Here is a 24,222-nt window from a genome sequence, read left to right as displayed (position 1 = left end):
CTTCAAACCGTCGAGGGGGCGACCCAACGGTTGCGTCCTGAGGCCTTGGCTCGATAGAGCTGGGTATCGGCGCGCGCCACGAGAGCCTCGACGGACTCGCCCTCGGGCATCCCGACGGCCAACCCGACGCATGCGCTGATGTGCAGTTCCGCGTCGCCCACCACAAAGGCTGCGCCCGCGGCTTCCACGACCTTCGCTGCCACGGTTTCGGCATGGGATGGCTCGCGGATGCCGGACAAGACGATCGCGAACTCGTCGCCTCCCAATCGTGCCACCGCGTCCGTGGGACGCACGACGGCACGCAAGCGGGCCGCGAATTGGCGCAGGAGCTGGTCGCCCACCGGGTGGCCATGGCGGTCGTTGATCGGCTTGAAGTGATCGAGGTCGATGTAGAGCAGGGCGAGCCCAGGCCCCTCCCCGGCGCGGATGCGGCGCGCAAGATCGGCTTCGAATCCGGCTCGGTTGAGCAGACCGGTCAGTGCGTCAGTCTCGGCGAGCCCCTTGAGTCTGCCGGCTTCCTGGCGGTGCACTGTGATGTCCTGGGCGACGCCCACGAAGCCGTCGACCACACCATCGCCCAGCCGCAGCGGGATGTAGCTGATCGACAGATGCCTGATATCGTCGCGGCCGGGGTAGTCTTTTTCAAACTTCACGGACTCACCGGCCAGCACGCGTTGCAGCCAGGGCTGGCTGCGCTCGTACTCGGACTCGCCAAGCACTGCGCGCACGGTACGACCCACGATGTCCTGACTCGGCCTGCCCAGCCAACGCTCGAAAGCCTGGTTGACGTAGCGGTAGCGCTCATCCGTGCCGACCACGGCCACGATGGCCGGCAGATGCTCCGCGATCGAGCGCAGCGTGGCGGCCTGCCGCTGGGCTTCCTGGCGGGCGGCCGACTCTTCCGTGATGTCGCGCATCACACCGGAGAAATGGGCGATTCGGCCCTCCCTGTCGCGGTGGGCAATCACAAGATGGCTCACGCGCACCTCACGCCCTCCTGCAGCGAGAAAACTGGTTTCGCCGACCCAATGTCCCCTTTCCAGCACCGCGGGCAGGATCTCCTGGCGGAACTGGGCATTGGTTTCAGGGGTATTGAAGTCGCTGAACTCGTGCGTGTGCACGGGGTGGTCCGCAGCCAGGCCCAGCACCTGGCGGGCTTGCGGGTTCAGGTAGGTGATACGGCCCCGCGCATCGGTCTGGATCACGAAGTCGGTCGTGGCTTCGAAGATGGAGGCCAGCTCCTGCTTGCGGGTGCGCAGTTCCGCGAGGAGGGCTTCGAAATCGCGCGCCAGGTCGCCGCGCTCGTCCCGGCTTCGGGTGTCCAGCCGGACCTGGGCGTCTGGATTGCGGCGCAGGGCGTGGATGGCTCGGTGCAGCGTCGTCAGGGGGTGCAACATCCAGCGCATCACCGCCCACACCAGGGCTGCCGCAGCCAAGCCCAACAACGCCAGATCACGGACCAGTGTGCGTTGCCCTTCCCGCACAGGGGCTGCTGCCTCCCACGCCGGCAGGACGACCCGCAATTCCCAGTCAGCCCGCCCAATGGATTTGCGGGTGACCACATCGCGCGTGTCCGGCGGCACGGGGTCGGCCAGGGTCATCAGACGCTCCGGGTCGGGATGCACCACGTACACCGGGTCAGGACCCAGCGTGATGACCTCGAAGTGGCCGGTCCGCCCGACCGGCGAATGCGCCAGCAAGCCCAGCAGGTTGGCTCGCTGCAGGTGCAGCCCTCCCAGCAGCACGGCCCGCGTGTGGTTCTGGGCATCTCGCACGGGCGTGGCCATCAGCACGGCCGGCCCGACGCCCGTGCGTGCCATCAAGGGCCGGGAAACGACGCTGCGGCCCTCGCGCAAGACGCGCTGGAAGTATTCGCGGTCGGCCAGCTGGATGCGCTGCTGCGGGGCCAGGGGCGGGTCGTTGCTGAGCACCTCCCCATCCAGGGCCACGAGGGCCAGGCCGTCGAACAGCGGCCGTGCGGCTGACAGACGCGACAGGAAGTCCTGGCGGGCCGCGGGATCGGACAGCAGGCGCTCATCCACCAGCGAGGCGGAATGTTCCAGAACGGTCAGGTAGGTTTCGAGCTTGTCGCCCAGGTGAGCGGCCACCGATTCGGCCAGAGCGTCCTGCTGGGTTTCCAGCACGACACGGAAGTCCCGGCCCAGGCGCGCGTCCTGGACGTAACCCACCACCCCCAGCAAGGCCAGGATGGTCGCGGTCGCGATCAGCGTGACCTTGAGCTTGAGGGTGAGTTTCACAGGCGCGAGTCTGTACCGAAGCCAGCGCTTCGATTCAAACGAAATGCCCCCGGAAGGTCGGTCTTATGCCTTGTTCAAAGATCCAGCACCAGCCGGGCCGACTTCGCGCGGGAACAGCAGGGCGTGAACTGGTCGCCTGCAGCCTGTTCCTCGGGGGTGAGGTAGACGTCGCGGTGATCGATCTCGCCTTCGAGCACGCGCGTGAGGCAGGTGCCGCACACGCCCTGTTCGCACGAGACCATCACGTCCACGCCGCAGGCTGCGAGGGCCTTCACGACGCTCTGGTCGGCGGGCACCGGCACCACGCGGCCGGAGCTGGCCAGCACCACCTCGAAGGCGCGGTCGCCCGCGGTGGACACCGGCTCGGCGGAGAAGAATTCGTAGTGCAGCCGCGCTTCGGGCCAGCCGCGCGCGCGCGCCGCACCCAGCACGGCGTCCATGAAGCCCTTGGGGCCGCACACGTAGAGGTGGGTGTGATCGTCGGCTCCGGCCAGCACGGCGTCGAGCTGGAACTGCTGTTCGGGCGGACCATCGTCGTGGTGGAACTGCACCTGCGCGGCGAAAGCCGAGGCTTCGATGCGCGAGGCGAAGGCCGTGCGCGCGCGCGAACGGGTGCAGTAGTGCATGTGGAACACGCCCCCGGTGGCGGCCAGGCGCTCGGCCATGCACAGCAGAGGGGTGACGCCGATGCCCCCGGCCAGCAGCAGGTGGCGTTTGGCGTCATGCGCCAGCGCGAAGTGGTTGCGCGGCGGGCTGATGGTGAGCTCGTCGCCTTCGACCACCTGCTCGTGCATGGCGCGCGAGCCGCCACGGCTGGCCGGGTCCTTCAGCACGCCGATCAGGTAGCGATGCGTTTCGGCCGCGTCGTTGCACAGCGAGTACTGGCGCACCAGGCCGCCGCTCAGGTGCACGTCGATGTGCGAGCCGGCGGAAAACGCCGGCAGCGGGCGGCCGTCGGCCGACACCAGTTCGAAGCTGCAGATGCCTTCGGCCTCGACGGTCTTGCGCGCGACCTTGACGCGCAGCGACGCGGGAGCGGTGCTCATCGCGCGCTCACGCGGCCGCCGCCACCGACTCGCCGCGTTCCGCGGCGATCAGGCGATCGAGGATGCGGCGCGCCTGCACGCCACCGGCATCGGTGTTCAGGCCCAGCAGCTTGCGCCCGGGGTGGCGCGAGAGGTTGGCCTGCTGGCCTTCCAGCATGGCCAGGTCCTCCGAGAAGATCTTGCCCTGACCTTCGCGGATCTTGGCGGTGAGGGCCTCGTCCTGCGGCTGGAAGTTGCGGGCCATGCCCCAGAAGTACCAGATCGAGGTCTCGGTCTCGGGTGTGATGAAGTCCACCACGATGCTGGAGGCCTTGTCCTTCGGGTCAGCGTGGTAGCCGCCGCGGCCCGCCAGGGCCACGCCCACCTCGATCATCACGTGGCTGGGCGGGTTGAAGTGGCAGATCTGCCAGCGGTCCACCGGCTGGTCGTCGGGCAGGCCGTTGCCGCGCAGCGCCATCTGCCAGAAGGGCGGGGCCATGATGCCTTCCATGTGGCGGCTGGTGATGACGTGCTCGCCCTCCACCTTGGTGACGGGGGTGGCCTCGTCGATCTCCTTCTGACCGATGCTGTTGGCATGCACGTAGGTCTCGTGCGTGAGATCCATCAGGTTGTCGATCATGAGGCGGTAGTCGCAGCGGATGTGATACAGGCCGCCACCATAGGCCCAGTCGGGGTGGTTCGCCCAGTGCAGGTCGGGGATGAGGGCCGCGTCGGCCTGGGCCGCGTCGCCCGGCCACACCCAGATGAAGCCGTGACGCTCCACCGCCGGGTAGGCACGGATGGCCGGGAAGCCCCGCACGCGCTGGTTGGGCATGGCGATGGTCTTGCCATCGCAGCCCATCTCCAGGCCATGGTAGCCGCACACCAGCTTGCCCTCGCACACACGGCCCAGCGACAGCGGGGCGCCGCGATGCGGGCAGAAGTCTTCCAGCGCGGCCACGCCTTCGGTGGCGCGGTAGATCACCAACGCTTCACCCGCGATGGTGCGGCCCAGGGGCTTGTCGGCGATCTCGTCGGGGGTGCAGGCGACGTACCAGGTGTTTTTGAGGAACATGGGGCGACCTCGCAGTCTGGGAAGGGATGTCATTCAGTATGCTGAATGTGAGACAAGTTTACTGCGATCTGACGCCTCCTGCAGGCGCTGATGAACTAGGGTTGACCCGGGGTCGTTGGGTCGTCGAGGTGGACGAACTTGCGCAGCAGGCGCATGAACTCGGCCTGCTCGGCCGGGGCGAGCCGCCCCATGAGCCGTTGCTGCATCCGGTGCATCTTGGGCGTGAGCTCGGCCAGCAGCGCCTCGCCGGCCGGCGTGAGCAGCAGGCGGCGCTGGCGGCGCGGCAGCAGTTCGCGCACGATCCAGCCCTTGGCCTCCAGCCGGGCGGCGATGTCGGCGGTGGTGGAGGTGTCCAGCGCCACCATCTGGGCGGCGGTGACCTGGTCGATGCCCGGATGCTCGTGCAGCATGCGCAGCACTGCGTACTGCACCGGCGTCACGTCGCGCCCCAGGGCCTCGTGGAAATGGGCCACGGCGGTCTGGTGGGCCCGCCGGATCAGATGGCCAGGCTGGTCGTAGAGCTGGATGGACAGCGGGTCGGACGGGTGCTTGGGCATGTGTCAGGCGTTCGCAGGGTCCAGGCGGACAGGCCCCGTGGCTTGGGCGCGCACCAGCCGGCCCTTGCCGGCCTGCTTGCCGGCGTACATGGCGGCATCGGCCGCGCGCAGCAGGTTGCTGCCCTCGACACCATCCAGCGGGGCCAGGGCGTAGCCGATGGTCAGGCCCACGTGACAGTGCAGCCCGGGCAGGTCGAAGGGGGCCTGGAAGGAGGCCAGCAGATGTTCGCCGATGGTCAGCGCCTGCAGTTCGTTGCGCAGTCCGCTGGCCAGCACGACGAACTCGTCACCTCCCAGGCGACCCACCACATCGCTGGCGCGCATGCACTCCCGCAGGCGGCGGGCCACGGCGATGAGCAGCTGGTCGCCCATCTCGTGCCCGTGCTGGTCGTTGATGGGCTTGAAGCCGTCCAGGTCGATCAGGTACACCGCCATGAGCTGGTCGCCCCGGCAATGGGGCAGGCTGGCGCTGAGCGTGGCATCGATGCCGCGGCGGTTGCTCAGGCCGGTGAGCGGGTCGGTGTAGGCCAGCGAGCGCAGGGTGTCGCGTTCGCGCGCCATGTTCAGCGCCGCGCTGTGCTGGGCCTTCAGGCGCAGGCCCAGCACGCGCATGAAGAGCAGCATGTCCAGCGTGGCGCCGAACTGGAAGGAATGCTGGGTCCAGAAATTCACCGGCAACCGGCCGTTGATCACGAGGATCACGATGGCGGTCGCGACGAAGTACACCGTCCAGGCCAGCAGGAAGGTGAAGCCGATCGGGTCGCCCTGGCGGGCGCGCCGGACGGCGCCGCGCATGCCCATCAGTGCAGGCACCAGGCCCAGCACGCTGACCAGGCCGCTGATCACGCGGGTGTCGACCACGCCGAGCGCATAGAGCGCGGCCACGCAGGCTGTGAACCAGGCGCCGGCCTGCATGGCCCGCACGAAGCGCCGCGAGGTGTCGGGCCCGCTCAGAGCCTCCGCAATGAACAGGAAGGACCCCGTGGTGGCCAGCAGCGCGGCCAGCCCGCCGGCGCGCACTTCGAGCCACTGGCTGCCCGGCCACAGGTACTGCGCGCCCACGCCGAAGAAGTACACCGAGAACATCAGGCTCCCGAAGGTCATCAGCGTGTACTTCAGGAACAGCGTCTCGCGCGTGGCCGCCCACTGGGCCAGGCTGTAGATGATCAGGCACAGGCCCAGCCCCAACAGCAGGCCCTGGAGCATCTGCTCACTTTGTTCGCGCTCGCTGAAGGCCGCGGCGCGGTTGAGGGTGATCGGCAGGATGAGTGCGCCCGTGGTCTGCACCCGTACCAGCAGTTCCTGGCTGTCGCCGGCCACCAGCGGCACGATGGCCGCGTGCCCGCGGGTGCGCAAGGGGCGGTCGGACACGGCCAGCCGGTTGCCCAGTTGCCAGCGCTGCTGCACCTGCCCCTCGCGCAGCAGGTAGAGATCGACCGAGCGCAAGGGCGGGTGGTCGATGTCCAGCACCCAGGCGCCCGCGGCCTCGGGGCTGACGGACAGGGGCACCCGCAGCCACACGGCTTCGGGCCGCACGCCCAGGGTCGCGTGGGCTGACGGTGGGGGCTCGAAAGACTGGCGCAGCACCTCGTCCACACGCCGTTCGGTGCCGGCCTCTTCGAAGCTCACGCTCACGGCAGGCCAGACCGGCAGCACGCCCTGCCGGCCATCGATCGTCAGCGGGGCCGCCTGGGCGACCCCGAGCAAGGCGAGCCAGAGTCCCAGCACCCAGGGCAAGGCGGTCAGGTGGCGGGCAAAGGGCGCGGGCATGGAGGAGGCCGGTGGAAGACGCAGCCCATTATCCAAGGGGCATCCCGGTCTGTGCAGGGGCCGACGCCTCACACCGGGTCGGCCGCAGAAACCGGGGGCACCCAGGACCCGGCCGTCGTGAGCCTGTCCTCCAGGGCGCGCGCCCAGGCAGGAGCGTGTACGTCCTCACTCCAGTGATGCGCAGTTGTGTGGATTTGTAACAACAAGTGGTCGGGCAGCTTGAGCGGCCGGGTCTGATCCAACAGCAGGCCGGTGATGGTGTGATAGCCCAGGATGCGGCAGAAGAGCCGCGACAGTGAAAAGCCGGGCCACAGCCAGCGGGCGATGCCGTCGATCAGCCGGGTCAGGCCCAGGCCCGTCCAGAAGATCAGGCGCGAGGCCCAGGCGGTGCGGCCGTCCAGGCCCAGCAGCTTCGCCACGTCGCGGCCGCAGAGATGGCGTGTGAGCAGCGTGGGCACGTCGCGCAGCGCTCGCAGCGGCAGGGTGTCGGTCATCGCGCCCATCAGGGCACGGGCCAGCGCCGGGCGGGGGTCTTCGCTGTGCCGCGGCGCTTCCCCTCGGGCCTGCAGGGCCCGGAACTGCGCGCTGGCACGGTCCATGTCCGCGGGCATCAGGCCGGGTTCGATGCCCAGCAGCGCGCCCACCACGTTCCAGGTGTGCAGGTAGGCGGCTTCGTCGGCCGGCGGCAGGCCCAGGCGCAGCGTGCGCATGCCCCGCAGGAAGACGTAGTGGAAGGTCAGCAGGGTGTAGGCCAGCTCCTCCTGGTTGCAGGGCAGGCCGGCGCGGTCCACGTCCCAGCCGTGCCGCCACATCGCATGGTGCAGGGCGCGGGTGCCAGGGGCCGGAGCGTGATCGAGCCGGGGCCGGTGGCGCTCGGGCGAGGCCAGGGCGGCCTCGGGGCTGCCGCGCAGCACCAGATGCCGGATGCTGGCGTGGATGAGCCGCACCTTGAGGATCTGCGCCACACCACCGCCGGCCGGGTCGGTCAGGCCGCCTGCCATCATGGCCGGGAAGATCATCGCCGCGGTCATGCGGATGCGGAAGTCGGTGTGCTGTTCCAGCTGGCCCGCGGCATGCAGCACGGCGGCCAGGTCGGGGCGCACGTAGCACTCCGGCAGGCTGGCGCAGAACAGCAGCAGGCACGACAGCGGGCCCTGGCCCATGAAGAGGGCTTCGGCGCGCTCGATGCGGCGGGCATCGGCCCACTCGGGCAGCCGTGCCGCCTGGTCGAGGTACTCGCGCACCGCCCGTCCGGCATCGCGGGGCAGCTCCTGCGGGTCAGGCTGCCAGGTGGCAAGGTCACCGTTGCGCTGCCAGGCCTCGATCTGCCGGCTCAGCGTGTCCAGCCCTTCCCAGGGGCGGGCCTCGCTGCCCAGCGCCTTCAGCACGCGGGTGATGGTGTGGTCGGCCAGGGGGTCGGCCCGCCAGCGCGGGTCGTGGGTGGGTAGCGGCTGCGTCATGCGCGGCCCCCTGCCACCGGCTGCCACAGCCGCCAGCCGGCCACGGCGGCCAGCAGCGGGATGCCCATCGCGAACACGGCGATGCTGCGGATCTCGACGGGGTTGCCCAGGGCCACCTGGAAGACCAGGGCGCTGGCATACAGCAGCAGCGGCAGCGCCGCATGCCGGCGCGTGTAGGCCACCGACGGCGCCGGGACCCCGCTGCGCGCCAGCCAGCGGAAGCCGCCGATGATCACGCACGACACGAAGACCCAGCCGAAGAAGCCCTGCACGGTTTCACCGAACCAGGCCCCGTCGGTCTTCACCATGATCCAGGCCTTGAGCGTGAAGACGAGGTAGGGGTCGGCGCCCAGGTCGAAGGCCGTGAGGATGAGCGCGGCCAGAAAGGTCACGAGGGCCGCGTCGGTGAAGCTCTCGCGGCCATGGGCCGGCGTGCGCCAGACGATGAAGTTGCTCAGCACGTAGGCCGTGTAGCCCAGCGTGAACCACATCAGCGGAATGACCACGGGCACAGCGCCCAGGCGCGGGCCCAGCACCTCGGTGTAGTGGTAGGCGCCGAAGATCCAGCCCATCGTGGCGCCGAGCTGTTCGGCCACCCAGCCCACGACGAGGGCAAGCAGCACGAAGCGGCCGGCCAGGCGTGGCCCCAGGAGTTGCGTGGCGTTGGCCCAGGAAAAGCCGAACATCAGCACCGAACTGGCCACCAGGGCGAAGGTGGTGGGGCTGTGGGTGCGGGCGGCCTGGGCCACCAGGGCGCCGGCGAGCAGGAGGGCCCCGAGCAGGGGCAGGCGGGCGAGCAAGGCGTGCATGGCGGTCTCGTGGGACAGGTGTCGAGGAAGCATCGCGACCCCGACAACCGGCCGCGGCATGGACCGCGCGTATTGTCCATGTCGACTCGAGCCCGGCAAGCGGGGCTCGCCCGCATGCCGGCGCACGGCGCACAGACCTCGGAACAGGCTGGGGACCTTTCAGGCCACCCGTCGCGTGTCGGCAAGCTCGGCGGCCAGCATGTCGATCACTGCCGGGTGGCGTTCGGCCAGCCGGTTCACGCCGCAGATCACGGCCTGGATCGAGGCGGTGACGATGTTGGTGTCCTGCCCCACACCGAAGCGGGTGCCAGCGATGTCGGGATGGGCCAGTTCCACAAAGGCGATGGCGCGGGCGTCGGAGCCGGAGCCGATGGCGCGCTCCTCGTAGCTGTCAAGGCGCAGCGGCAGGCCCAGGGCGTGCACGGCCGCATCCAGCGGGCCGTTGCCCAGGCCTTCGCGGCGCACGCGGCGGCCGTTCACGTCGAGCTCGAGCTGCACGCGCACGCGCTCGCCGTCCTCCACACTGTGATGGGCGACGAGCTTCACCGGCGTGTCGCGCCGCAGGTATTCCTGCTGGAACAGATCCCACAGCTGTGCGGCGGTGAGCTCACCGCCTGTCGCGTCGGCCACCTGCTGCACCACGGCGCTGAACTCCACCTGGGCGCGGCGTGGCATCACCAGGCCGTGGGCGGTTTCCAGCAGGAAGGCGATGCCGCCCTTGCCCGACTGGCTGTTCACGCGCACCACCGAGTCGTAGCTGCGGCCCACGTCGGCCGGGTCGATGGGCAGGTAGGGCACTTCCCAGATCGCATCCGGCTGCTGCGCCGCGAAGCCTTTCTTGATGGCGTCCTGGTGCGAGCCCGAGAAGGCGGTGAAGACCAGGTCGCCCACGTAGGGGTGACGCGGGTGGATGGGCAGCTGGGTGCAGTCCTCCACGGTGCGGGCCACTTCGTTGATCTGCGAGAAGTCGAGCCCCGGGTGCACGCCCTGGCTGTAGAGGTTGAGCGCGAGCGTGACGAGGTCGACGTTGCCGGTGCGCTCGCCATTGCCGAAGAGGCAGCCCTCGACGCGGTCGGCGCCGGCCATCACCGCCAGTTCAGCGGCTGCCACGGCGGTGCCGCGGTCGTTGTGCGGGTGCACGCTCAGCACGAGGCTGTCGCGGCGCTTCAGGTGCCGGTGCATCCACTCGATCTGGTCGGCGTAGATGTTGGGCGTGCTCATCTCCACCGTGGCCGGCAGGTTGACGATGGCCTTGTGCTGCGGCGTGGGCTGCCACACGTCCATCACGGCATCGACCACATCCTTGGCCACCTCCAGCTCGGTGCCGCTGAACACCTCGGGGCTGTACTGGAAGGTCCATTGCGTCTCGGGCTGGCGCGCGGCGTACTGCTTCACGAGCGTGGCGTTGTGCACGGCCAGCTCGCGCACTTCGGCCGGGCTCATGTGGAAGACGATGCGGCGGAAGGCCGGCGCGGTGGCGTTGTACAGGTGCACGATGGCACGCGGCGCGCCGCGCAGCGACTCGAAGGTGCGTGCGATCAGGTCTTCGCGGGCCTGGGTCAGCACCTCGATGGTCACGTCCTCGGGGATGAGGTCTTCCTCGATGAGCTTGCGCACGAAGTCGAAGTCGGTCTGGGACGCCGAGGGGAAGCCCACCTCGATCTCCTTGAAGCCGATGCGCACCAGCAGTTGGAAGAGGCGCAGCTTGGTGGGGCCGTCCATGGGCTCGAACAGGGCCTGGTTGCCGTCGCGCAGGTCGGTGCTCATCCAGATGGGCGGCTTCGTGATGACCCGGTTCGGCCAGGTGCGGTCGGGCAGGTTCACCGGGGCGAAGGGGCGGTACTTGCGTTCAGGGTGCTGGAGCATGGTGGGCCTCGGATGGCAGAAAGATCGACGGAAAACAAAAAGGCCAGCTGGGAAGCTGGCCTTTGTGTGGGAGGAACCGGGATGTTCAGCGACGCGGGGTGTCCTTGATGCGGACTCGACGCGGCTTGAGGGACCGGGCACGACCCATACCAGCCAGCACGGTGGCGGCCAGTAGCGCTAGTAGCAGCAGGGAGGTCGTGGCGGTGAACATATGGCTTCAGTGTTGGCGATTCGGGGGCTCACTGTCAACGCAGGGCCACAAAGGCCCTGCGTTGCAGTGGGCAAAATCTCACGCCAGGTCGAAGCGGTCGAGGTTCATCACCTTGGTCCAGGCGGCCACGAAGTCGCGGACGAACTTCTCCTGGCCGTCAGCCTGGGCGTACACCTCGGCCAGCGCGCGCAGCACCGAGTTGGAGCCGAACACCAGGTCCGCCCGGGTGCCGGTCCACTTCACGGCGCCGGTCTTGCGGTCACGGCCCTCGAAGTTGTCACCGGCCGGCTTCCACTCCACCGCCATGTCGAGCAGGTTGACGAAGAAGTCGTTCGTGAGCTGGCCCGGCCGGGTGGTGAACACGCCGTGCTTGCTGCCGTCGTAGTTGGCGCCGAGCACGCGCAGGCCACCGACCAGGACGGTCATCTCCGGGGCGGTCAGCGTGAGCAACTGCGCCTTGTCCACCAGCAGGTGCTCGGCAGGGACGCCGGATTTGGCCATGCTGGCGTTCACGTAGTTGCGGAAGCCATCGGCAAGAGGTTCCAGGTGCTTGAAGGAGTCCGCGTCCGTCTGCTCGGCCGAGGCATCGACCCGGCCTGGAGCGAAGGGCACCTCGATGTTCATGCCGGCGGCCTTGGCGGCCATCTCGATGCCCACGCCGCCGGCCAGCACGATCACGTCGGCCAGCGACAGCTTGCCCGAGGCCTTCTGCAGGGCTTCCAGCTTGGGCAGCACCTTCACGGCGATCTGGTTGACCACCCAGTCGTTCTGCGGGGCCAGGCGGATGCGCGCCCCGTTGGCGCCGCCTCGCTTGTCGCCACCGCGGAAGGTGGAGGCCGAGGCCCAGGCCGTGGTCACCAGCTCCGACACCGAGATGCCGGAGGCCGCGATCTTCGCCTTCATGTCAGCGATGTCGGCCGCGGTGGGCTTGTGCACCGGCGCGGGCAGCGGGTCTTGCCAGATCAGGTCTTCCTTCGGGACCTCGGGGCCCAGGTAGCGGGCCTTCGGGCCCATGTCGCGGTGGGTGAGCTTGAACCAGGCGCGGGCATAGGCTTCGGCAAAGGCCTGCGGATCGTTCAGGAACCTGCGCGAGATCTTCTCGTAGGCCGGGTCGAAGCGCAGCGACAGGTCGGTCGTGAGCATGGTCGGCTTGCGCTTGGGCGAATCCGGCGTGGGGCCCGGGATGATGTCGTCCGCGCCCTTGGCCACCCACTGGATGGCACCGGCCGGCGACTTGGTCTTTTCCCATTCGTACTTGAACAGGATTTCGAAGAAGTCGTTGCTCCAGCGCGTGGGTGTGGTGGTCCAGGTCACTTCCAGACCGGAGGTGATGGCGTCCTTGCCCTTGCCGCTGCCGAACTTGTTGGCCCACCCGAAGCCCTGCGCCTCCAGCGGAGCGGCTTCCGGGTCGGGGCCCACGTTGTCGGCCGGGCCGGCGCCGTGGGTCTTGCCCAGGGTGTGCCCCCCGGCGATCAGCGCCACGGTTTCCTCATCGTTCATGGCCATGCGCGCGAAGGTCTCGCGGATGTCGTGCGCGGCGGCGACCGGATCGCCGCTGGCATTGGGACCTTCCGGGTTCACGTAGATCAGGCCCATCTGCACGGCCGCCAGCGGGTTCTCCAGGTCGCGCTTGCCGCTGTACCGCGTCTCGTCACCCAGCCAGGTGGTTTCCCTGCCCCAGTACACGTCGTTGTCCGGTTCCCAGACGTCCTCACGCCCCCCGGCGAAACCGAAGGTGCGGAAGCCGGCATGCTCCAGCGCCACGTTGCCGGCGAGGATCATGAGGTCGGCCCACGAGATTTTCTGGCCGTACTTCTGCTTGATGGGCCACAGCAGGCGGCGGGCCTTGTCGAGGTTGCCGTTGTCGGGCCAGGAATTCAGGGGCGCAAAGCGCTGCTGGCCACGCCCCGCGCCGCCGCGGCCGTCGCCTTGGCGGTAGGTGCCGGCGCTGTGCCAGGCCATGCGGATCATCAGGCCGGCGTAGCTGCCGAAGTCGGCAGGCCACCACTCCTGCGAATCGGTCATCAGCTTGTGCAGGTCGGCCTTGAGCGCCGCGTAGTCGAGCTTCTTGAACTCCTCGCGGTAGTTGAAGCCCTTGCCCAACGGGTTGGACTTCTCGGAATGCTGACTCAGGAGATCCAGGCGCAGCTGGTTGGGCCACCAGTGCTGGTTCGTCGTGCCGCTGCCGGCGGCGCCGTGGAAGGGGCATTTGCTTTCAGTCGTCATGCGTGCTCTCCTTGGGTGGGGGTGGGAGATGGGCGGCCCGGGCCAGTGCCAGCGGGCCGCGCGATACGTCCGTCAGACAGTCAGACAGCTTCCGCCAGGGCGGCCAGGACTTCAAGGATGGCGTCGAACATGGCGGTCTCCTCTCTGATGACTATCGGCCTTGTTGTGTCAATCAACGACAACAATTAAAAGGATAGGCGCCCGACGCGCTTAGGGGAAATCAATCTTCCTGATGTGACAAATAGCGTGAAGCTATTTTCAGGCGCCCGGCGTCACACCGAACAGCCGCACGGCCAGCGAAAAGCTGAGGAAGGCCAGGGCCGTGGACCACAGGATGATGCGGGCGATGCGTCCGTTGTCGGCGTGAAACCGCTCGGCCAGCAGGGAGACGTTGCTGGCCGAGGGCAGGGCGGCGGCCAGCACCAGGGCGGTGAGGGCAAAGCTGTCGAGCGGCAACCCCAGGCGCAAGGCCACCAGGCCGGCGGCCAGCACCAGCAGCGGGTGCACCACCAGCTTGATGAAGACGATGGGGGCGTAGTCGGACACCGGCGTGGGGCGGCTCAGGGCCTTCTGCGAGCGCCACAGCACGGCACCGATGGTGAACAGCGCCACGGGCGACGCCGCGTTGCCCAGCATGCCGATCATGCGGTCCACCGGGCCGGGCAGGCCAATCTGCATCAGTGACACCGCCGCGCCCGCAGCGATTGACCAGGGCAGCGGGTTGCTCAGCGCCCCGCGCAGGGCCTTGCCCAGGCTTTCGCGCCAGTGGCCGCCGCCACTCTGGGCCAGGGCCAGGCAGATCGAGCTGGTGACGAAAAGGTCGGCCAGGATGGTGACGATGACGGGGCCGGCCGCGCGCTCGCCCATCAGCGCCACGATGAGCGGCACGCCCATGAAGCCGGTGTTGGGGAAGGCCGCCACCAGGGCGCCGAAGGCCGAGTCCTTCAGGTTCACGCCGCTGGCCAGCGACTGGGCCACGGTGACGAAGACGATGAGCAGCGCGCAGGCGATGTACAGCCCCAGCCACACCGGGTTGACCAGCTCGGCAAAGGGGGTGCTCGCGCCAAAGCGGAACAGCATGCACGGCAGCGCAAAGAAGAGCACGAAGATGTTCAGCCCGGGAATCGCCGCCTCAGGCAGCACGCCCCGGCGCGCGGCGAGGTAGCCGCACAGCACCAGGGCGAAGAAGGGGAAGGTGACTTCGAAGATCGCTTGCATGCGGCGCGCAGTATCTCAAGCCGGCGCGGGGTCTGCCTGACGCCCGCCTGAAAAAGCCGGCCGGTATCATGGCGCCCCGTGTCGTCCGCCCCGCCGTCCCTCAACCCCGCCCAGCTCGAAGCCGTCCACTACTTGCAAGGGCCTTGCCTCGTGCTGGCCGGAGCAGGCTCGGGCAAGACGCGGGTGATCACCCACAAGATCGCGCGGCTGCTGCAGGCCGGCTACGCGCCGGGCCAGATCGCAGCCATCACCTTCACCAACAAGGCGGCCGAGGAGATGCGCGAGCGCGCCCGCGGCCTGGTGGGCGCCAAAGCAGCGCAGCACCTGGTGATCAGCACCTTCCACAGCCTGGGCGTGCGCATGCTGCGCACCGACGGCCCGCGCCTGGGGCTGAAGGAAAAGTTCTCCATCCTCGACAGCGACGACGTGCTGTCCATCCTGCGCGATGCCGGCGGCACCACCGACGCGGCCACGGCGCGGCGCTGGCAGTGGACCATCAGCCTGTGGAAGAACCAGGGGCTCGACGGCGACGGAGCGGCCCAGGTGGCCCAGGACGACGACGAACGTGTGGCCGCGCGCGTGATGAAGCTTTATGAAGAACGCCTCGTGGCCTACCAGGCGGTGGACTTCGACGACCTGATCAGCCTGCCGCTCAAGCTGCTGCAACGCGACGCCGAGGCCCGCGCCAAGTGGCAGGACACCCTGCGCTACGTGCTGGTGGACGAATACCAGGACACCAACACCGTGCAGTACGAACTGCTCAAGGCCCTGGTGGGCGAGCGCGGCATGTTCACCGCGGTGGGCGACGACGACCAGTCGATCTACGGCTGGCGCGGCGCCACCATCGAGAACCTCAAGCGCCTGCCGCAGGACTATCCGCAACTCAAGGTGATCCCGCTGGAGCAGAACTACCGCTCCACCGGCGCCATCCTGCGCGCGGCCAACCACGTGATCGCGGCCAACCCCAAGATTTTCGAGAAGAAGCTGTGGAGCGAGTTCGGCGAGGGCGAGCCGGTGCGCGTGCTGGAGTGCGACAACGAGGAGCACGAGGCCGAGCGTGCGGTGGCGCGCATCCAGGGACTGCGGGCGCAGGGCGGCGAGGTCCAGTGGAGCGACTTCGCCATCCTCTACCGCGCCAATCACCAGGCCCGTGTGCTGGAGCAGGCGCTGCGCCGCGCGAACATCCCCTACAAGGTGTCGGGCGGGCAGAGCTTCTTCGACCGCGCCGAGATCAAGGACCTGTGCGCCTGGCTGCGCCTGCTGGTGAACAACGACGACGACCCCGCCTTCCTGCGCGCGGTGACCACGCCCAAGCGCGGCATCGGCCACCAGACGCTGGCGCAGCTGGGCGAGTTCGCAGGCAAGTGGCGCGTGAGCCTGTTCGAGGCGCTGTTCGCCGATTCCCTGTCCAGCGCGGTGAGCGCGCGTGCCATCGGGGCGCTGCACGAGTTCGGCCGTTATGTGAACGACCTGGAGCACCGCTTCCGCCACACCGTGGGTGCCGAGGCGGCCAAGCCGGCGCTGATGGAGTGGCTCAAGGACATCGGCTACGAGCAGCACCTCTATGATGGAGAAGACAACGAGAAGCTGGCTGCCAGCCGCTGGCAGAACGTGCTCGACTTCATCGACTGGATCGCGCGGCGCTGTGGCGGTGAACTGCAGACCGAAGGTGGGACCACGACCGAGACCGAACGCCAGAGCGTGCTCGACGTGGCGCAGACCATCTCGGTCATCCTGAGCCTGGCCGAGCGCGGCGGCGACACCAACGTCGTGACGCTGTCCACGCTGCACGCCTCCAAGGGCCTGGAGTGGCCGCACGTGGTGCTGGCCGGCATCAACGAGGGCCTGCTGCCCTTCAAGAGCGAAGACGAGGACATGACGCCACAGCGCCTGGAAGAGGAGCGCCGGCTGATGTATGTGGGCATCACGCGTGCGCGCACCACGCTGGTGGTGAGCACCCTCAAGCGCCGCAAGAAGGGCCGTGAGTTCGTGACCGGCATTCCCAGCCGCTTCATCGGCGAAATGAAGCTGGACGAGAAGACCATGAAGGAAGACCCGCGCGAAAAGCTCAAGGCCCTGCGTGCGGAGTTTGCGAAGCGGGCGGCAGAGCGGGGCACCCAGCAGATCTGAGCCTGCTTGGGTTGTGGTTCGAGGAGGGGAAAGCGCTCAGCCGAAGAAGCAGCAGTAGTCGTCGCGATCGATGGCATCCAGCGCTTCGCTCAGATGCCGTGTCGTGGCCTGTGGCTCATAGCTGTGCCACTTCAAACTCGCGCGCATCCAGTACAGCTTCCAGTAGGACCCTGAACGCACATAGGTGATCCTGGCGAACGGACGCTCGTGCATCGTGCCGGGGTCGTGCCAGTCGGGGCGGATCTCGACGATCTCGATGCTCTGCTTGTCAATGCGATAGCCCACATCGAGCTCGTTCCGGATGCTGGGTGGCGGGCGCCGCCTGGCCAGGAAGGCGTCCAGATCGCGTTCCCAGCGCTTGAGTTCGAGTACTGAGAATGCCATGGCCTGATGTGGTTGTTGGAATGCGGGGTCAGCAAGCGCTGCGCTTCATATGTACAATATCCTGTACAAAGGAGTTCGCATGGATGCCATCACCTATTCTGCCGCTCGCGCCCACCTGGCCAGCACGATGGACCGGGTGTGCAACGACCACGAACCCGTGATCATCACCCGCAGCGGCCAGCAGTCGGTGGTGATGCTGTCGTTGGAGGACTACCAGTCGCTCGAAGAGACGGCCTATCTGTTGCGCAGCCCGGCCAATGCGCGGCGGCTGTTGAATGCGGTGATGGAGTTGTCATCCGGGGGTGGCCAGGAACGCGGGCTGGTCGAGTGAAGCTGGTCTTTGCCGAGGCCGCCTGGGAGGACTACCTCTACTGGCAGACGCAGGACCGTCGCATGCTGGAGCGCATCAACAAGCTCATCCGCGAAACCCAGCGCGAACCCTTCGGTGGCGTGGGCAAGCCCGAGCCCCTGAAACACGCCCTGGCTGGCTTCTGGTCGCGCCGCATCACGGAGGAGCACCGCATGGTCTACAAAGTGGAAGGTGATGCCTTGCTCGTGGCGCAGTTGCGGTATCACTACTGACGCGGGCTATCAACCGATTTCGCAGAGTGCCATCGGGCGACCCCCAGTGGCGAGGCTCGGTTCAGCACCGCAGAATCGCCCTCCATGAACCATCCTTCCCATTTCTGGGCCACCGCCTGGCGCTACACCCTGCCCTGGGTGCTGGTGGCCAGTGCCCTGCTGGCCATCTTCAGCGGGCCGAATGCGCTCGATGCCGAGATCCTGCGCTTCGTCTTCAAGCCGCTCACCACTGTCCTCATCATTGCCTATGCCTGGTCGCGCACCGGCGATGTGCCGCGGCGTCGCACCTGGGTGCTGGTGGGGCTGGTGTTCTCGCTGGCCGGTGACATCGCGCTCATGTGGCCGGGCGGTTTCGTGGCCGGGCTGGTGGCCTTTCTGCTGGCCCACCTGGCCTACCTGGTGGCCTTCACGTCCACCACGCGCCTGGCGTCTGTGTGGCAGCCCTGGATCTTCTATGCCGCGGTGAGCGCGGCGCTGCTGGCCCAGTTGTGGCCGGGCGTGCCCGGGGCGCTGCAGATCCCGGTGGTGGCCTATGTGGTCTGCCTGGCCGCCATGGCGGCGCAGGCGGCCACCTGGTGGCTGTGCGAAGGCACGGCCCCGCTGTCGCGCGAAGCCGGTTACGCGGCGCTGGGCGGTTTGCTCTTCATCAGCTCCGACACCCTGCTGGCGATCAACAAGTTCCTCGATCCGCTGCCGGAGGCGTCGCTGTGGGTGCTGTCCACCTACTGGGCGGCGCAGTGGTGCATCGCGACCTCGCTGAAGCGCAGGCCGACTTCAAGCTGACGCAGCAGCCCGCTGGGGCTTCAGCCTTCGGGGCGCTTGCCGCGCGTATCCTTGCGCGGTTCCGATGATGCCGCGCCACCCGGTGGCGGCCCTTGCCCATGTCGATGATTCTGTCCTCTGGCGGGCGCTTGCTCGCCAGCCTGGCTCTTGCGGCCTTGGTGTGGTCCCTGGGGTCGTCCGAGCCGGCCCTTCGCACCGGCCTGACCCTCTTCACCCTCATCGGCGCGCTGTGGATGACGCAGGCGCTGCATGTCACGGTCACCGCGCTGCTGGTGCCCTTGCTGGCCATCCTGATGGGGGTGCTGGCGCCGCGCGAGGCGCTGGCGCAGTTTGCCAACCCGATCATCTTCCTCTTCCTGGGCGGCTTTGCGCTGGCCGCCGCACTTGCCCGTCATGGGCTGGATCGCTGGCTCGCGGTGACGGTGCTGCGCTGGGCGGGCGGGCGCCGGGCGGTGGCGGTGCTGCTGCTCTTTGTGCTCACGGCCTTCCTGTCGATGTGGATCAGCAACACCGCCACCGCGGCGATGATGCTGCCGCTGGCGCTCGGGCTGCTCAGCGCTGACGAGGTCCAGGAGGAGGGCGCCGCAACACCCACCGCAGAGAAGATGTTCGTGCTGCTGGGCTTGGCCTACAGCGCCAGCATCGGCGGTATCGGCACCCTGGTGGGCAGCCCGCCCAATGCGATTGCGGCCGCGCAGGCCGACATCAGCTTCGCGCGCTGGATGTCCATCGGCCTGCCCATCGTGGGCCTGCTGCTGCCGCTGATGGGGCTCACGCTCTACCTGATGCTGCGCCCGCGCCTGGCGGGGCGCATCGAGGTGCCCAAGCTGGCGATGGCCTGGACCCGGGAGCGTCTCACGGTGGTGGCGATCTTTGCGCTCACGGTGCTGGGCTGGGTGGCCGGGGCTCCCCTGGCGCAAGCCCTGGGCATAACCGCCGACTTCGACACGGTGGTGGCGCTGGCCGCCATTGCCGCGCTGTGCATCACGGGCAGCCTGGGCTGGGACGACATCGAGGGCAAGGCCCACTGGGGCGTGCTGCTGCTGTTTGGCGGCGGTCTCACGCTGAGTGCGGTGATGGGGGGCACCGGGGCGAGCCGTTTCCTGGCCGAGCAACTGGTGCTGTGGGTGCAGGGGGCGTCGGTCTATCTGCTGATCTTCGGTGTGATCGCCTTTGTGGTCATGCTGACCGAGCTGGTGAGCAACACCGCCAGTGCCGCCCTGCTCGTGCCGCTGTTCCTGGGTGTGGGGGCCGAGCTGGGGCTGCCGCCGATCACGCTGTCGGCGGCCATCGCGGTGGCCGCCTCCTGCGCCTTCATGTTGCCTGTGGCCACGCCGCCCAATGCCATCGTCTTCGGCACGGGCCTGGTGCCCCAGAGCACGATGATGCGCTGCGGGCTGGCGCTCAACCTCGTGTGCATGGTGGTGGTCACCGCGGTGATCGAGACGCTGGCGATGCGTTGAGCTTCACGCAGCGTCTCAGCGCGGGCGGTGCCGCACCGCACGTTCGCTCAAGGCATTCGGGAAGTACAACGCGGTGAGGCTCTTGCTGTGCACCGGCGTGAAGCCGTCCGTGTGGCGGCCGTCACCGGCATAGCGGCGCCAGTCACGCACCCAGTGGATGTCGTCGCACACTTCCAGCAGGCCCATGGTCTCGCGGTCGCCGATCAACACGCCCTGCACGCGCAGGCCAAAGCGGTCGCGGGCGGCATCGAGCTGGGCGAGGGTGGCGGGCGTGACACCAAACTCGCCGTCGCTGGCGATCAGCAGGTCGGCCTGGGTGTAGCCGGCCTCGTGCACCGTCTCGATCGCTCGGGCCAGCGGCTGTTGCAGGTCGGTGCCGCCGTCGAAGGACTGGCCCATCACGGTGAGCAGCGCGTCGAGCCCCTGCGGAGTGAGTGACAGCTCGTGCTCCACGATCTCGCCTTCGCCGCCGAAGGCGATGAGCCGGCAGGCGCGCTGCGTCGCGTGCGCCGTGCGCAGCGCCTGCAGCACCACCGCCTTGGCGACGGCTTCCGGGGCGCCGCGCATCGACCCCGAGGTGTCGAGGCAGACGATGAAAGGGCCGCGGCCCTGAGGGGTGGGTGAGTGGGCCGCCGGGCGGGGTGCCGGGTGGGGGTTTGGCACCCACTCGATGAGTTCGGCCTCGTCTTCGAGCGTGAGCAACTGGCGTTCGACCAGACGCGCACGCCACAGGCGGCGCAGCACCGGGTGATGCATCTGCATGGCTTCGCTGGCCAAGAGGCGAGACAGATCGCCCGAGCGCCGCACGCCGCGCACCTCGCTGGGCGCGTCCATCAGGCGGGTCACGCGAGCCGCCAACGTGGCGGGCTGGGGGCCCGAGCCTCCGGTGGACGGTGTGGGCGAGACCGGCAAGGGTTCGCGGCGGCCCAGGCGGTCGATCAGCCCGGTAAGCGCGGGCAGCCGTTGCAGCAGCTCGGCGATGCGCCGGGCCTCCTGCCATTCGTGCGACTGCAGCCGGCCTCGCAAGGCGTCCCAGCGCAGCAGGGCGAGGTCGCCCAGGCCCCGCAGCAGCGCCACCACCTCGTCCCAGTCGCCTTTCTCGAGCGACCAGGCGGCGACGAACTCCTCCACGGCCTGTGCGATGGCGGCCTCGCGGTCCAGCCGGGGCTGCAGATCGATCAGGTGGTCGAGGTGCCAGAGCATCGTGCGCAGCACCTGGTCGGCCATGGCCGGCGCCTGACGGCACAGCGCGGGCAGACCCAGTTCACCGATGGCTGCGCGAAAGCGATGCACGGCAGCGGCGTCGCCGAAGTCGAGCGTGGCGTCGGGCAGTTCACCTTGCAGCAAGGCCTCACGCCAGGCCGGCAGTTGCGCCAGGCGCGATGCGGTGCCTCCGGCGGCGGTGACCAGCGCGGGCAGCCACAGGCCGCGGGGCAAGGTGTCGAGGTGGTGGTAGGGCGCGTCCACGCCGCGGCCTCGCTCAGGCTTCCAGGGCGATGGGGGCCGGGGGGGTGCCGGCCAGGGTCTCGTCCACCGGCAGCTGCGCAAAGCCGTCGCGCACGCACTGGGCGCGCGCACGCCACGCCGCCATCTGGGCACAGGCGTCTTCGTGACGCTGGAGCACCGTCTGCCGCAACGCCGGCGGCCACCACAGGCGGTCTTGCAGCAGGGCCTGCGCTTGCATGCGGGCACGTTCCAGGTGCTGGAGTTCGTCGTTGAGGCGCTGCAGCAGTTCGTCCACCTGGGCCACGCGCGCCGCGATGTGCACGGGGCTGTAGTGCTGGCGCAGGCGCTCTTCCAGCCGTTCGGCCACCAGTCGCGTGATGCCGCCTTCGCGTGCGCCGTCGTCATCGCCCCGGGCGATGGAGCGGGCCAGCACCAGCTTGCCGGCTTCGCCATCGTCCTGGCGCGTGCTGGTCTCGATGTCGAGCTGGCGTTCGAAGGCCTCGACGGCACGTTGCAGGCCCGGGCGCTGCGTGGTGGGGCAGGCCATCAGCGTGTCGATCACCCAGGTCTGCCACCCGCCCACCTGCTCGGGGCGCTCGGGCAGCACATAGGGCAGCAGCCAGAGGTCGGCCGCATCGACGGCCGTGCGGCCCTCGCTGGCGGCCTGCACGCGCAGCAGCCCGACCGTCTGTCGCCACCGTCGATCGGACACGTGCAGGCCCTGCTCGGCCGCAAAGCGTCGAGCCGTCTGCAGGGCCTGCAGCACGGGCTCGGGCAGGGCGACCGCGGTGGCAGCCTCGCGCAATGCGTCGAGCTCGTCGCGGCGCAAGGGCTTGGCGGCAATGAGGGTGCGTGTGGGCGGGGGGGCGGACAGCGTGAGCAAGGACTTGAACTGTGCATCGCTCACCGGGGCCACGGGCACCCGCACCAGGAAGCGGTCGTGGAAGGCGCGCAGGCCTTCCTCTTGCGGCACCTCGTTGGTGGCCCCCACCACACAGATCAGCGGCACGGGCAGGCGCTGCGCGCCGTTGTCGAACTCGCGTTCGTTGAGCAGGGTGAGCAGGGCGTTGAGGATGGCGGAGTTGGCCTTGAAGACTTCGTCGAGGAAGGCGACACCGGCAGTGGGCAGGTAGCCGTCGGTGAGGCGTTCGTAGCGGTCGTCCTCCAGCGCGGCCAGCGAGAGTGGACCGAAGAGCTCTTCGGGGACGGAGAAGCGTGTGAGCAGGCGCTCGAAATAGCGCGCATCGGCGAAGGCGTGGTGCAGCCGGCGCGCCAGTTCACTCTTGGCCGTGCCGGGCGGACCGATCAGCAGCACGTGCTCGCCGGCCAAGGCGGCCAGCAAGGCCAGGCGCACGGCGGCGCTGCGCTCGAGCAGGCCGACTTCGAGCCCGTCGATCCAGGGGCGCAGACGGGCCGGGGTGGGCGCGAGGGCACTCATCGGTCCGATTGTGGGCAAGGACCACAGGAGCGGTCAAACGCCTCCCGCGAAGTCCTTGCGCCTCGTCAGCCGGTGGTTCAGACGAAACCCAGTTGGCGCTGGCTGAAGTTGCGCAGGTTGGGCAGGATGGTGTCGAGCTGGGTGTCGCTCGCGCCGAACCAGCGCAGCAAGGTGGCCGCGTACTGGTCCACGCCGATCTTCGGAATCCATCGGCCGTGCAACTCCCACGACTGCACGCCCACGTCGTCGGGGCCCCCCAGGACCAGCTCGGGATAGCTGCCATAGGTGGTGCCGCCGGCCACCGCGCCCCCCATCACCAGGTGGTGGTTGCCCCAGGCGTGGTCGGTGCCGGCGCTGTTGTTGGGCTTGAAGGTGCGGCCGAAGTCGCTTTGCGTGAAGAGTGTGACGTTCTGGCCCAGCCCCAAGTTGAGCATGGCCTGGTGGAAGCAGGCCATGGCCTGGGCCAGGATGCCCAGCAGGCGGGCATGCTCGCCCACGGTGCTGCTGCTGCCGATCTGGTTGCCGTGGGTGTCGAAGCCGCCCAGCGAGGCAAAGAAGATCTGGCGTTCGCCCCGCACCGTGGCACGGCCTTCGATGAGCTTGGCCACCTGGTAGAGCTGCTGCCCGAGGCCCGAAGTGATGCTGCCGTTGCTGATGAGTGGCGCGAAGGCCAGGTTGATGGCGGCCGAGGCATTGGCGTCCGACGGCGTCGTCTTCACCAGCGCCCCCAGCCGGTCGGACATGGCGAAGGCATCGCGCTGCTGGCTCATGTAGGCGTTGAGCAAGGCATTGGGGTGGCTTCCTGCGTACAGGGCATCGATGGCCGTCTTGCGTGTGCCCACCGGCGCCCAGCCTGTGTTCTCCAGACCTTCCAGCCCGAAGGTGGCCCCGGGGCCGGGCAGCACCAGCGGGGCGGCCAGCGTGGACAGGCCGAAGCGGCCATTGCCCCCCACCGAGATCACCGGGTTGGCGGTGGCCAGCGTTTCCGCGGCGCGCCCACCCCAGCCGGTGCGCGCCATGGCGCTGGTACTGGCCGCCTCCCACAGCAGTTGCTGGTCGGAATGCGAGAACAGTGCGTCGGGGATGAGCGACGAATTGGCCGGCGCGTTGCGGTACTCGGTCTTGGTCATGGGGGCATACAGCGGGCCCACGTTGAACACCGGGGCCAGGTGGCCCTGGTTCCACACCGACTCCAGCGCCGTCATGGCCGGGTGCAGGCCGTAACCGCTGCTGCCCAGGCTCACCAGGCTGGTGCGCGGCAGCGCGAGCGAGCCGCGCACGTTGGCGTACTGGTTGTAGCGCGTGGTGTCGGTGGGCACGATGGTGTTCAGGCCATCGTTGCCGCCATAGAGGAAGACACAGACCAGCGCCTTGTAGCCGGCCTGCGCCTGCACGGGGGTGTGCAGTAGCGAGCCCAGGCCGCCCAGGCCCAGGGCGCCGGCCAGGGTGCCGCCGGTGAACTTCAGCCACTGGCGGCGCTGCATGGCCACGGCATCGAGAGGAGTGCGTGTTTTCATCGGG

At 68.8% G+C, this 24,222-nt stretch carries 19 protein-coding genes; 5 read left to right on the top strand and 14 right to left on the bottom strand.

Going from position 1 to position 24,222, the window contains the following annotated elements; translation table 11 throughout:
* Nucleotides 1–2: 2 nt before the first annotated feature.
* From C1704_RS16115 to C1704_RS16070, 10 genes are all read right to left on the bottom strand, one after another.
* Entirely contained in the window at nucleotides 3–2,258 is a 2,256-nt protein-coding gene (locus C1704_RS16115) for a sensor domain-containing diguanylate cyclase (protein WP_104303756.1), read from the bottom strand.
* Nucleotides 2,259–2,332: 74 nt separating this feature from the next.
* Nucleotides 2,333–3,304, bottom strand: a complete 972-nt coding sequence (locus C1704_RS16110; RefSeq protein ID WP_104303755.1) for a PDR/VanB family oxidoreductase — start codon at nucleotides 3,302–3,304, stop codon at nucleotides 2,333–2,335.
* A gap of 7 nt (nucleotides 3,305–3,311) precedes the next feature.
* Nucleotides 3,312–4,358, bottom strand: a complete 1,047-nt coding sequence (locus C1704_RS16105) for an aromatic ring-hydroxylating dioxygenase subunit alpha (RefSeq protein WP_104303754.1) — start codon at nucleotides 4,356–4,358, stop codon at nucleotides 3,312–3,314.
* Nucleotides 4,359–4,453: 95 nt separating this feature from the next.
* Nucleotides 4,454–4,915: a MarR family winged helix-turn-helix transcriptional regulator gene (locus C1704_RS16100; protein ID WP_104303753.1), complete on the bottom strand. Its 462-nt coding sequence runs from the start codon at nucleotides 4,913–4,915 to the stop codon at nucleotides 4,454–4,456.
* 3 nt (nucleotides 4,916–4,918) lie between these two features.
* A complete protein-coding gene (locus C1704_RS16095) occupies nucleotides 4,919–6,685 on the bottom strand; it encodes a diguanylate cyclase (RefSeq protein ID WP_104303752.1) in 1,767 nt (588 codons plus the stop codon).
* 68 nt (nucleotides 6,686–6,753) lie between these two features.
* Entirely contained in the window at nucleotides 6,754–8,145 is a 1,392-nt protein-coding gene (locus tag C1704_RS16090) for an oxygenase MpaB family protein (protein ID WP_104303751.1), read from the bottom strand.
* Nucleotides 8,142–8,954 carry a carotenoid biosynthesis protein gene (locus C1704_RS16085; RefSeq protein WP_104303750.1) on the bottom strand — a complete coding sequence of 271 codons (813 nt, stop codon included), beginning with the start codon at nucleotides 8,952–8,954 and terminating at the stop codon, nucleotides 8,142–8,144. The genes C1704_RS16090 and C1704_RS16085 overlap by 4 nt, the downstream gene beginning before the upstream one ends.
* Nucleotides 8,955–9,113: 159 nt before the next feature.
* Nucleotides 9,114–10,820, bottom strand: a complete 1,707-nt coding sequence (gene leuA, locus C1704_RS16080; protein WP_104303749.1) for a 2-isopropylmalate synthase — start codon at nucleotides 10,818–10,820, stop codon at nucleotides 9,114–9,116.
* Between the two features lie 289 nt (nucleotides 10,821–11,109).
* On the bottom strand, nucleotides 11,110–13,257 hold the full coding sequence (katG, locus tag C1704_RS16075; protein WP_104303748.1) for a catalase/peroxidase HPI: 2,148 nt from the start codon (nucleotides 13,255–13,257) through the stop codon (nucleotides 11,110–11,112).
* A gap of 258 nt (nucleotides 13,258–13,515) precedes the next feature.
* Nucleotides 13,516–14,475: an AEC family transporter gene (locus tag C1704_RS16070; protein WP_104303747.1), complete on the bottom strand. Its 960-nt coding sequence runs from the start codon at nucleotides 14,473–14,475 to the stop codon at nucleotides 13,516–13,518.
* A 78-nt stretch (nucleotides 14,476–14,553) separates the two neighbouring features.
* Between C1704_RS16070 and C1704_RS16065 the strand changes: the two genes are divergently transcribed.
* On the top strand, nucleotides 14,554–16,605 hold the full coding sequence (locus C1704_RS16065; RefSeq protein WP_104303746.1) for an ATP-dependent helicase: 2,052 nt from the start codon (nucleotides 14,554–14,556) through the stop codon (nucleotides 16,603–16,605).
* Between the two features lie 36 nt (nucleotides 16,606–16,641).
* Here C1704_RS16065 and C1704_RS16060 read toward each other — a convergent pair whose 3' ends face one another.
* Complete coding sequence (locus C1704_RS16060; RefSeq protein ID WP_104303745.1) at nucleotides 16,642–16,989, bottom strand: DUF3024 domain-containing protein; 348 nt, start codon at nucleotides 16,987–16,989, stop codon at nucleotides 16,642–16,644.
* 79 nt (nucleotides 16,990–17,068) lie between these two features.
* Between C1704_RS16060 and C1704_RS16055 the strand changes: the two genes are divergently transcribed.
* The 4 genes from C1704_RS16055 (at nucleotide 17,069) to C1704_RS16040 (ending at nucleotide 19,817) form a co-directional block, all read left to right on the top strand.
* Entirely contained in the window at nucleotides 17,069–17,320 is a 252-nt protein-coding gene (locus C1704_RS16055) for a type II toxin-antitoxin system Phd/YefM family antitoxin (RefSeq protein ID WP_104303744.1), read from the top strand.
* A complete protein-coding gene (locus C1704_RS16050; protein ID WP_104303743.1) occupies nucleotides 17,317–17,571 on the top strand; it encodes a Txe/YoeB family addiction module toxin in 255 nt (84 codons plus the stop codon). The genes C1704_RS16055 and C1704_RS16050 overlap by 4 nt, the downstream gene beginning before the upstream one ends.
* Before the next feature lie 84 nt (nucleotides 17,572–17,655).
* A complete protein-coding gene (locus C1704_RS16045) occupies nucleotides 17,656–18,354 on the top strand; it encodes a lysoplasmalogenase (protein ID WP_104303742.1) in 699 nt (232 codons plus the stop codon).
* Between the two features lie 98 nt (nucleotides 18,355–18,452).
* Nucleotides 18,453–19,817, top strand: coding sequence for an SLC13 family permease (locus tag C1704_RS16040; RefSeq protein ID WP_104303741.1), 1,365 nt, complete (start codon nucleotides 18,453–18,455; stop codon nucleotides 19,815–19,817).
* 15 nt (nucleotides 19,818–19,832) lie between these two features.
* On the opposite strand, the gene C1704_RS16035 is transcribed toward C1704_RS16040, so the two are convergent.
* From C1704_RS16035 to C1704_RS16025, 3 genes are all read right to left on the bottom strand, one after another.
* A complete protein-coding gene (locus C1704_RS16035; RefSeq protein ID WP_104303740.1) occupies nucleotides 19,833–21,284 on the bottom strand; it encodes a VWA domain-containing protein in 1,452 nt (483 codons plus the stop codon).
* 13 nt (nucleotides 21,285–21,297) lie between these two features.
* Complete coding sequence (locus C1704_RS16030) at nucleotides 21,298–22,701, bottom strand: AAA family ATPase (protein WP_104303739.1); 1,404 nt, start codon at nucleotides 22,699–22,701, stop codon at nucleotides 21,298–21,300.
* 77 nt (nucleotides 22,702–22,778) lie between these two features.
* Nucleotides 22,779–24,218, bottom strand: a complete 1,440-nt coding sequence (locus tag C1704_RS16025; protein ID WP_245876526.1) for a DUF1501 domain-containing protein — start codon at nucleotides 24,216–24,218, stop codon at nucleotides 22,779–22,781.
* Nucleotides 24,219–24,222: the final 4 nt, after the last annotated feature.

The organism is Caldimonas caldifontis, from assembly GCF_002930615.1.
Classification (GTDB): domain Bacteria; phylum Pseudomonadota; class Gammaproteobacteria; order Burkholderiales; family Burkholderiaceae_C; genus Caldimonas; species Caldimonas caldifontis.
Note: the sequence above shows the minus strand (reverse complement) of the source record. Positions and strands in the feature narration are given on the sequence as shown.

Coding starts and splice junctions, on each gene's coding strand:
- C1704_RS16110 (WP_104303755.1), bottom strand. CDS start 3,304: ATGAGCACCGCTCCCGCGTCGCTGCGCGTCAAGGTCGCGCGCAAGACC.
- C1704_RS16105 (WP_104303754.1), bottom strand. CDS start 4,358: ATGTTCCTCAAAAACACCTGGTACGTCGCCTGCACCCCCGACGAGATC.
- C1704_RS16100 (WP_104303753.1), bottom strand. CDS start 4,915: ATGCCCAAGCACCCGTCCGACCCGCTGTCCATCCAGCTCTACGACCAG.
- C1704_RS16095 (WP_104303752.1), bottom strand. CDS start 6,685: ATGCCCGCGCCCTTTGCCCGCCACCTGACCGCCTTGCCCTGGGTGCTG.
- C1704_RS16090 (WP_104303751.1), bottom strand. CDS start 8,145: ATGACGCAGCCGCTACCCACCCACGACCCGCGCTGGCGGGCCGACCCC.
- C1704_RS16085 (WP_104303750.1), bottom strand. CDS start 8,954: ATGCACGCCTTGCTCGCCCGCCTGCCCCTGCTCGGGGCCCTCCTGCTC.
- leuA (WP_104303749.1), bottom strand. CDS start 10,820: ATGCTCCAGCACCCTGAACGCAAGTACCGCCCCTTCGCCCCGGTGAAC.
- katG (WP_104303748.1), bottom strand. CDS start 13,257: ATGACGACTGAAAGCAAATGCCCCTTCCACGGCGCCGCCGGCAGCGGC.
- C1704_RS16070 (WP_104303747.1), bottom strand. CDS start 14,475: ATGCAAGCGATCTTCGAAGTCACCTTCCCCTTCTTCGCCCTGGTGCTG.
- C1704_RS16060 (WP_104303745.1), bottom strand. CDS start 16,989: ATGGCATTCTCAGTACTCGAACTCAAGCGCTGGGAACGCGATCTGGAC.
- C1704_RS16055 (WP_104303744.1), top strand. CDS start 17,069: ATGGATGCCATCACCTATTCTGCCGCTCGCGCCCACCTGGCCAGCACG.
- C1704_RS16045 (WP_104303742.1), top strand. CDS start 17,656: ATGAACCATCCTTCCCATTTCTGGGCCACCGCCTGGCGCTACACCCTG.
- C1704_RS16040 (WP_104303741.1), top strand. CDS start 18,453: ATGTCGATGATTCTGTCCTCTGGCGGGCGCTTGCTCGCCAGCCTGGCT.
- C1704_RS16030 (WP_104303739.1), bottom strand. CDS start 22,701: ATGAGTGCCCTCGCGCCCACCCCGGCCCGTCTGCGCCCCTGGATCGAC.
- C1704_RS16025 (WP_245876526.1), bottom strand. CDS start 24,218: ATGAAAACACGCACTCCTCTCGATGCCGTGGCCATGCAGCGCCGCCAG.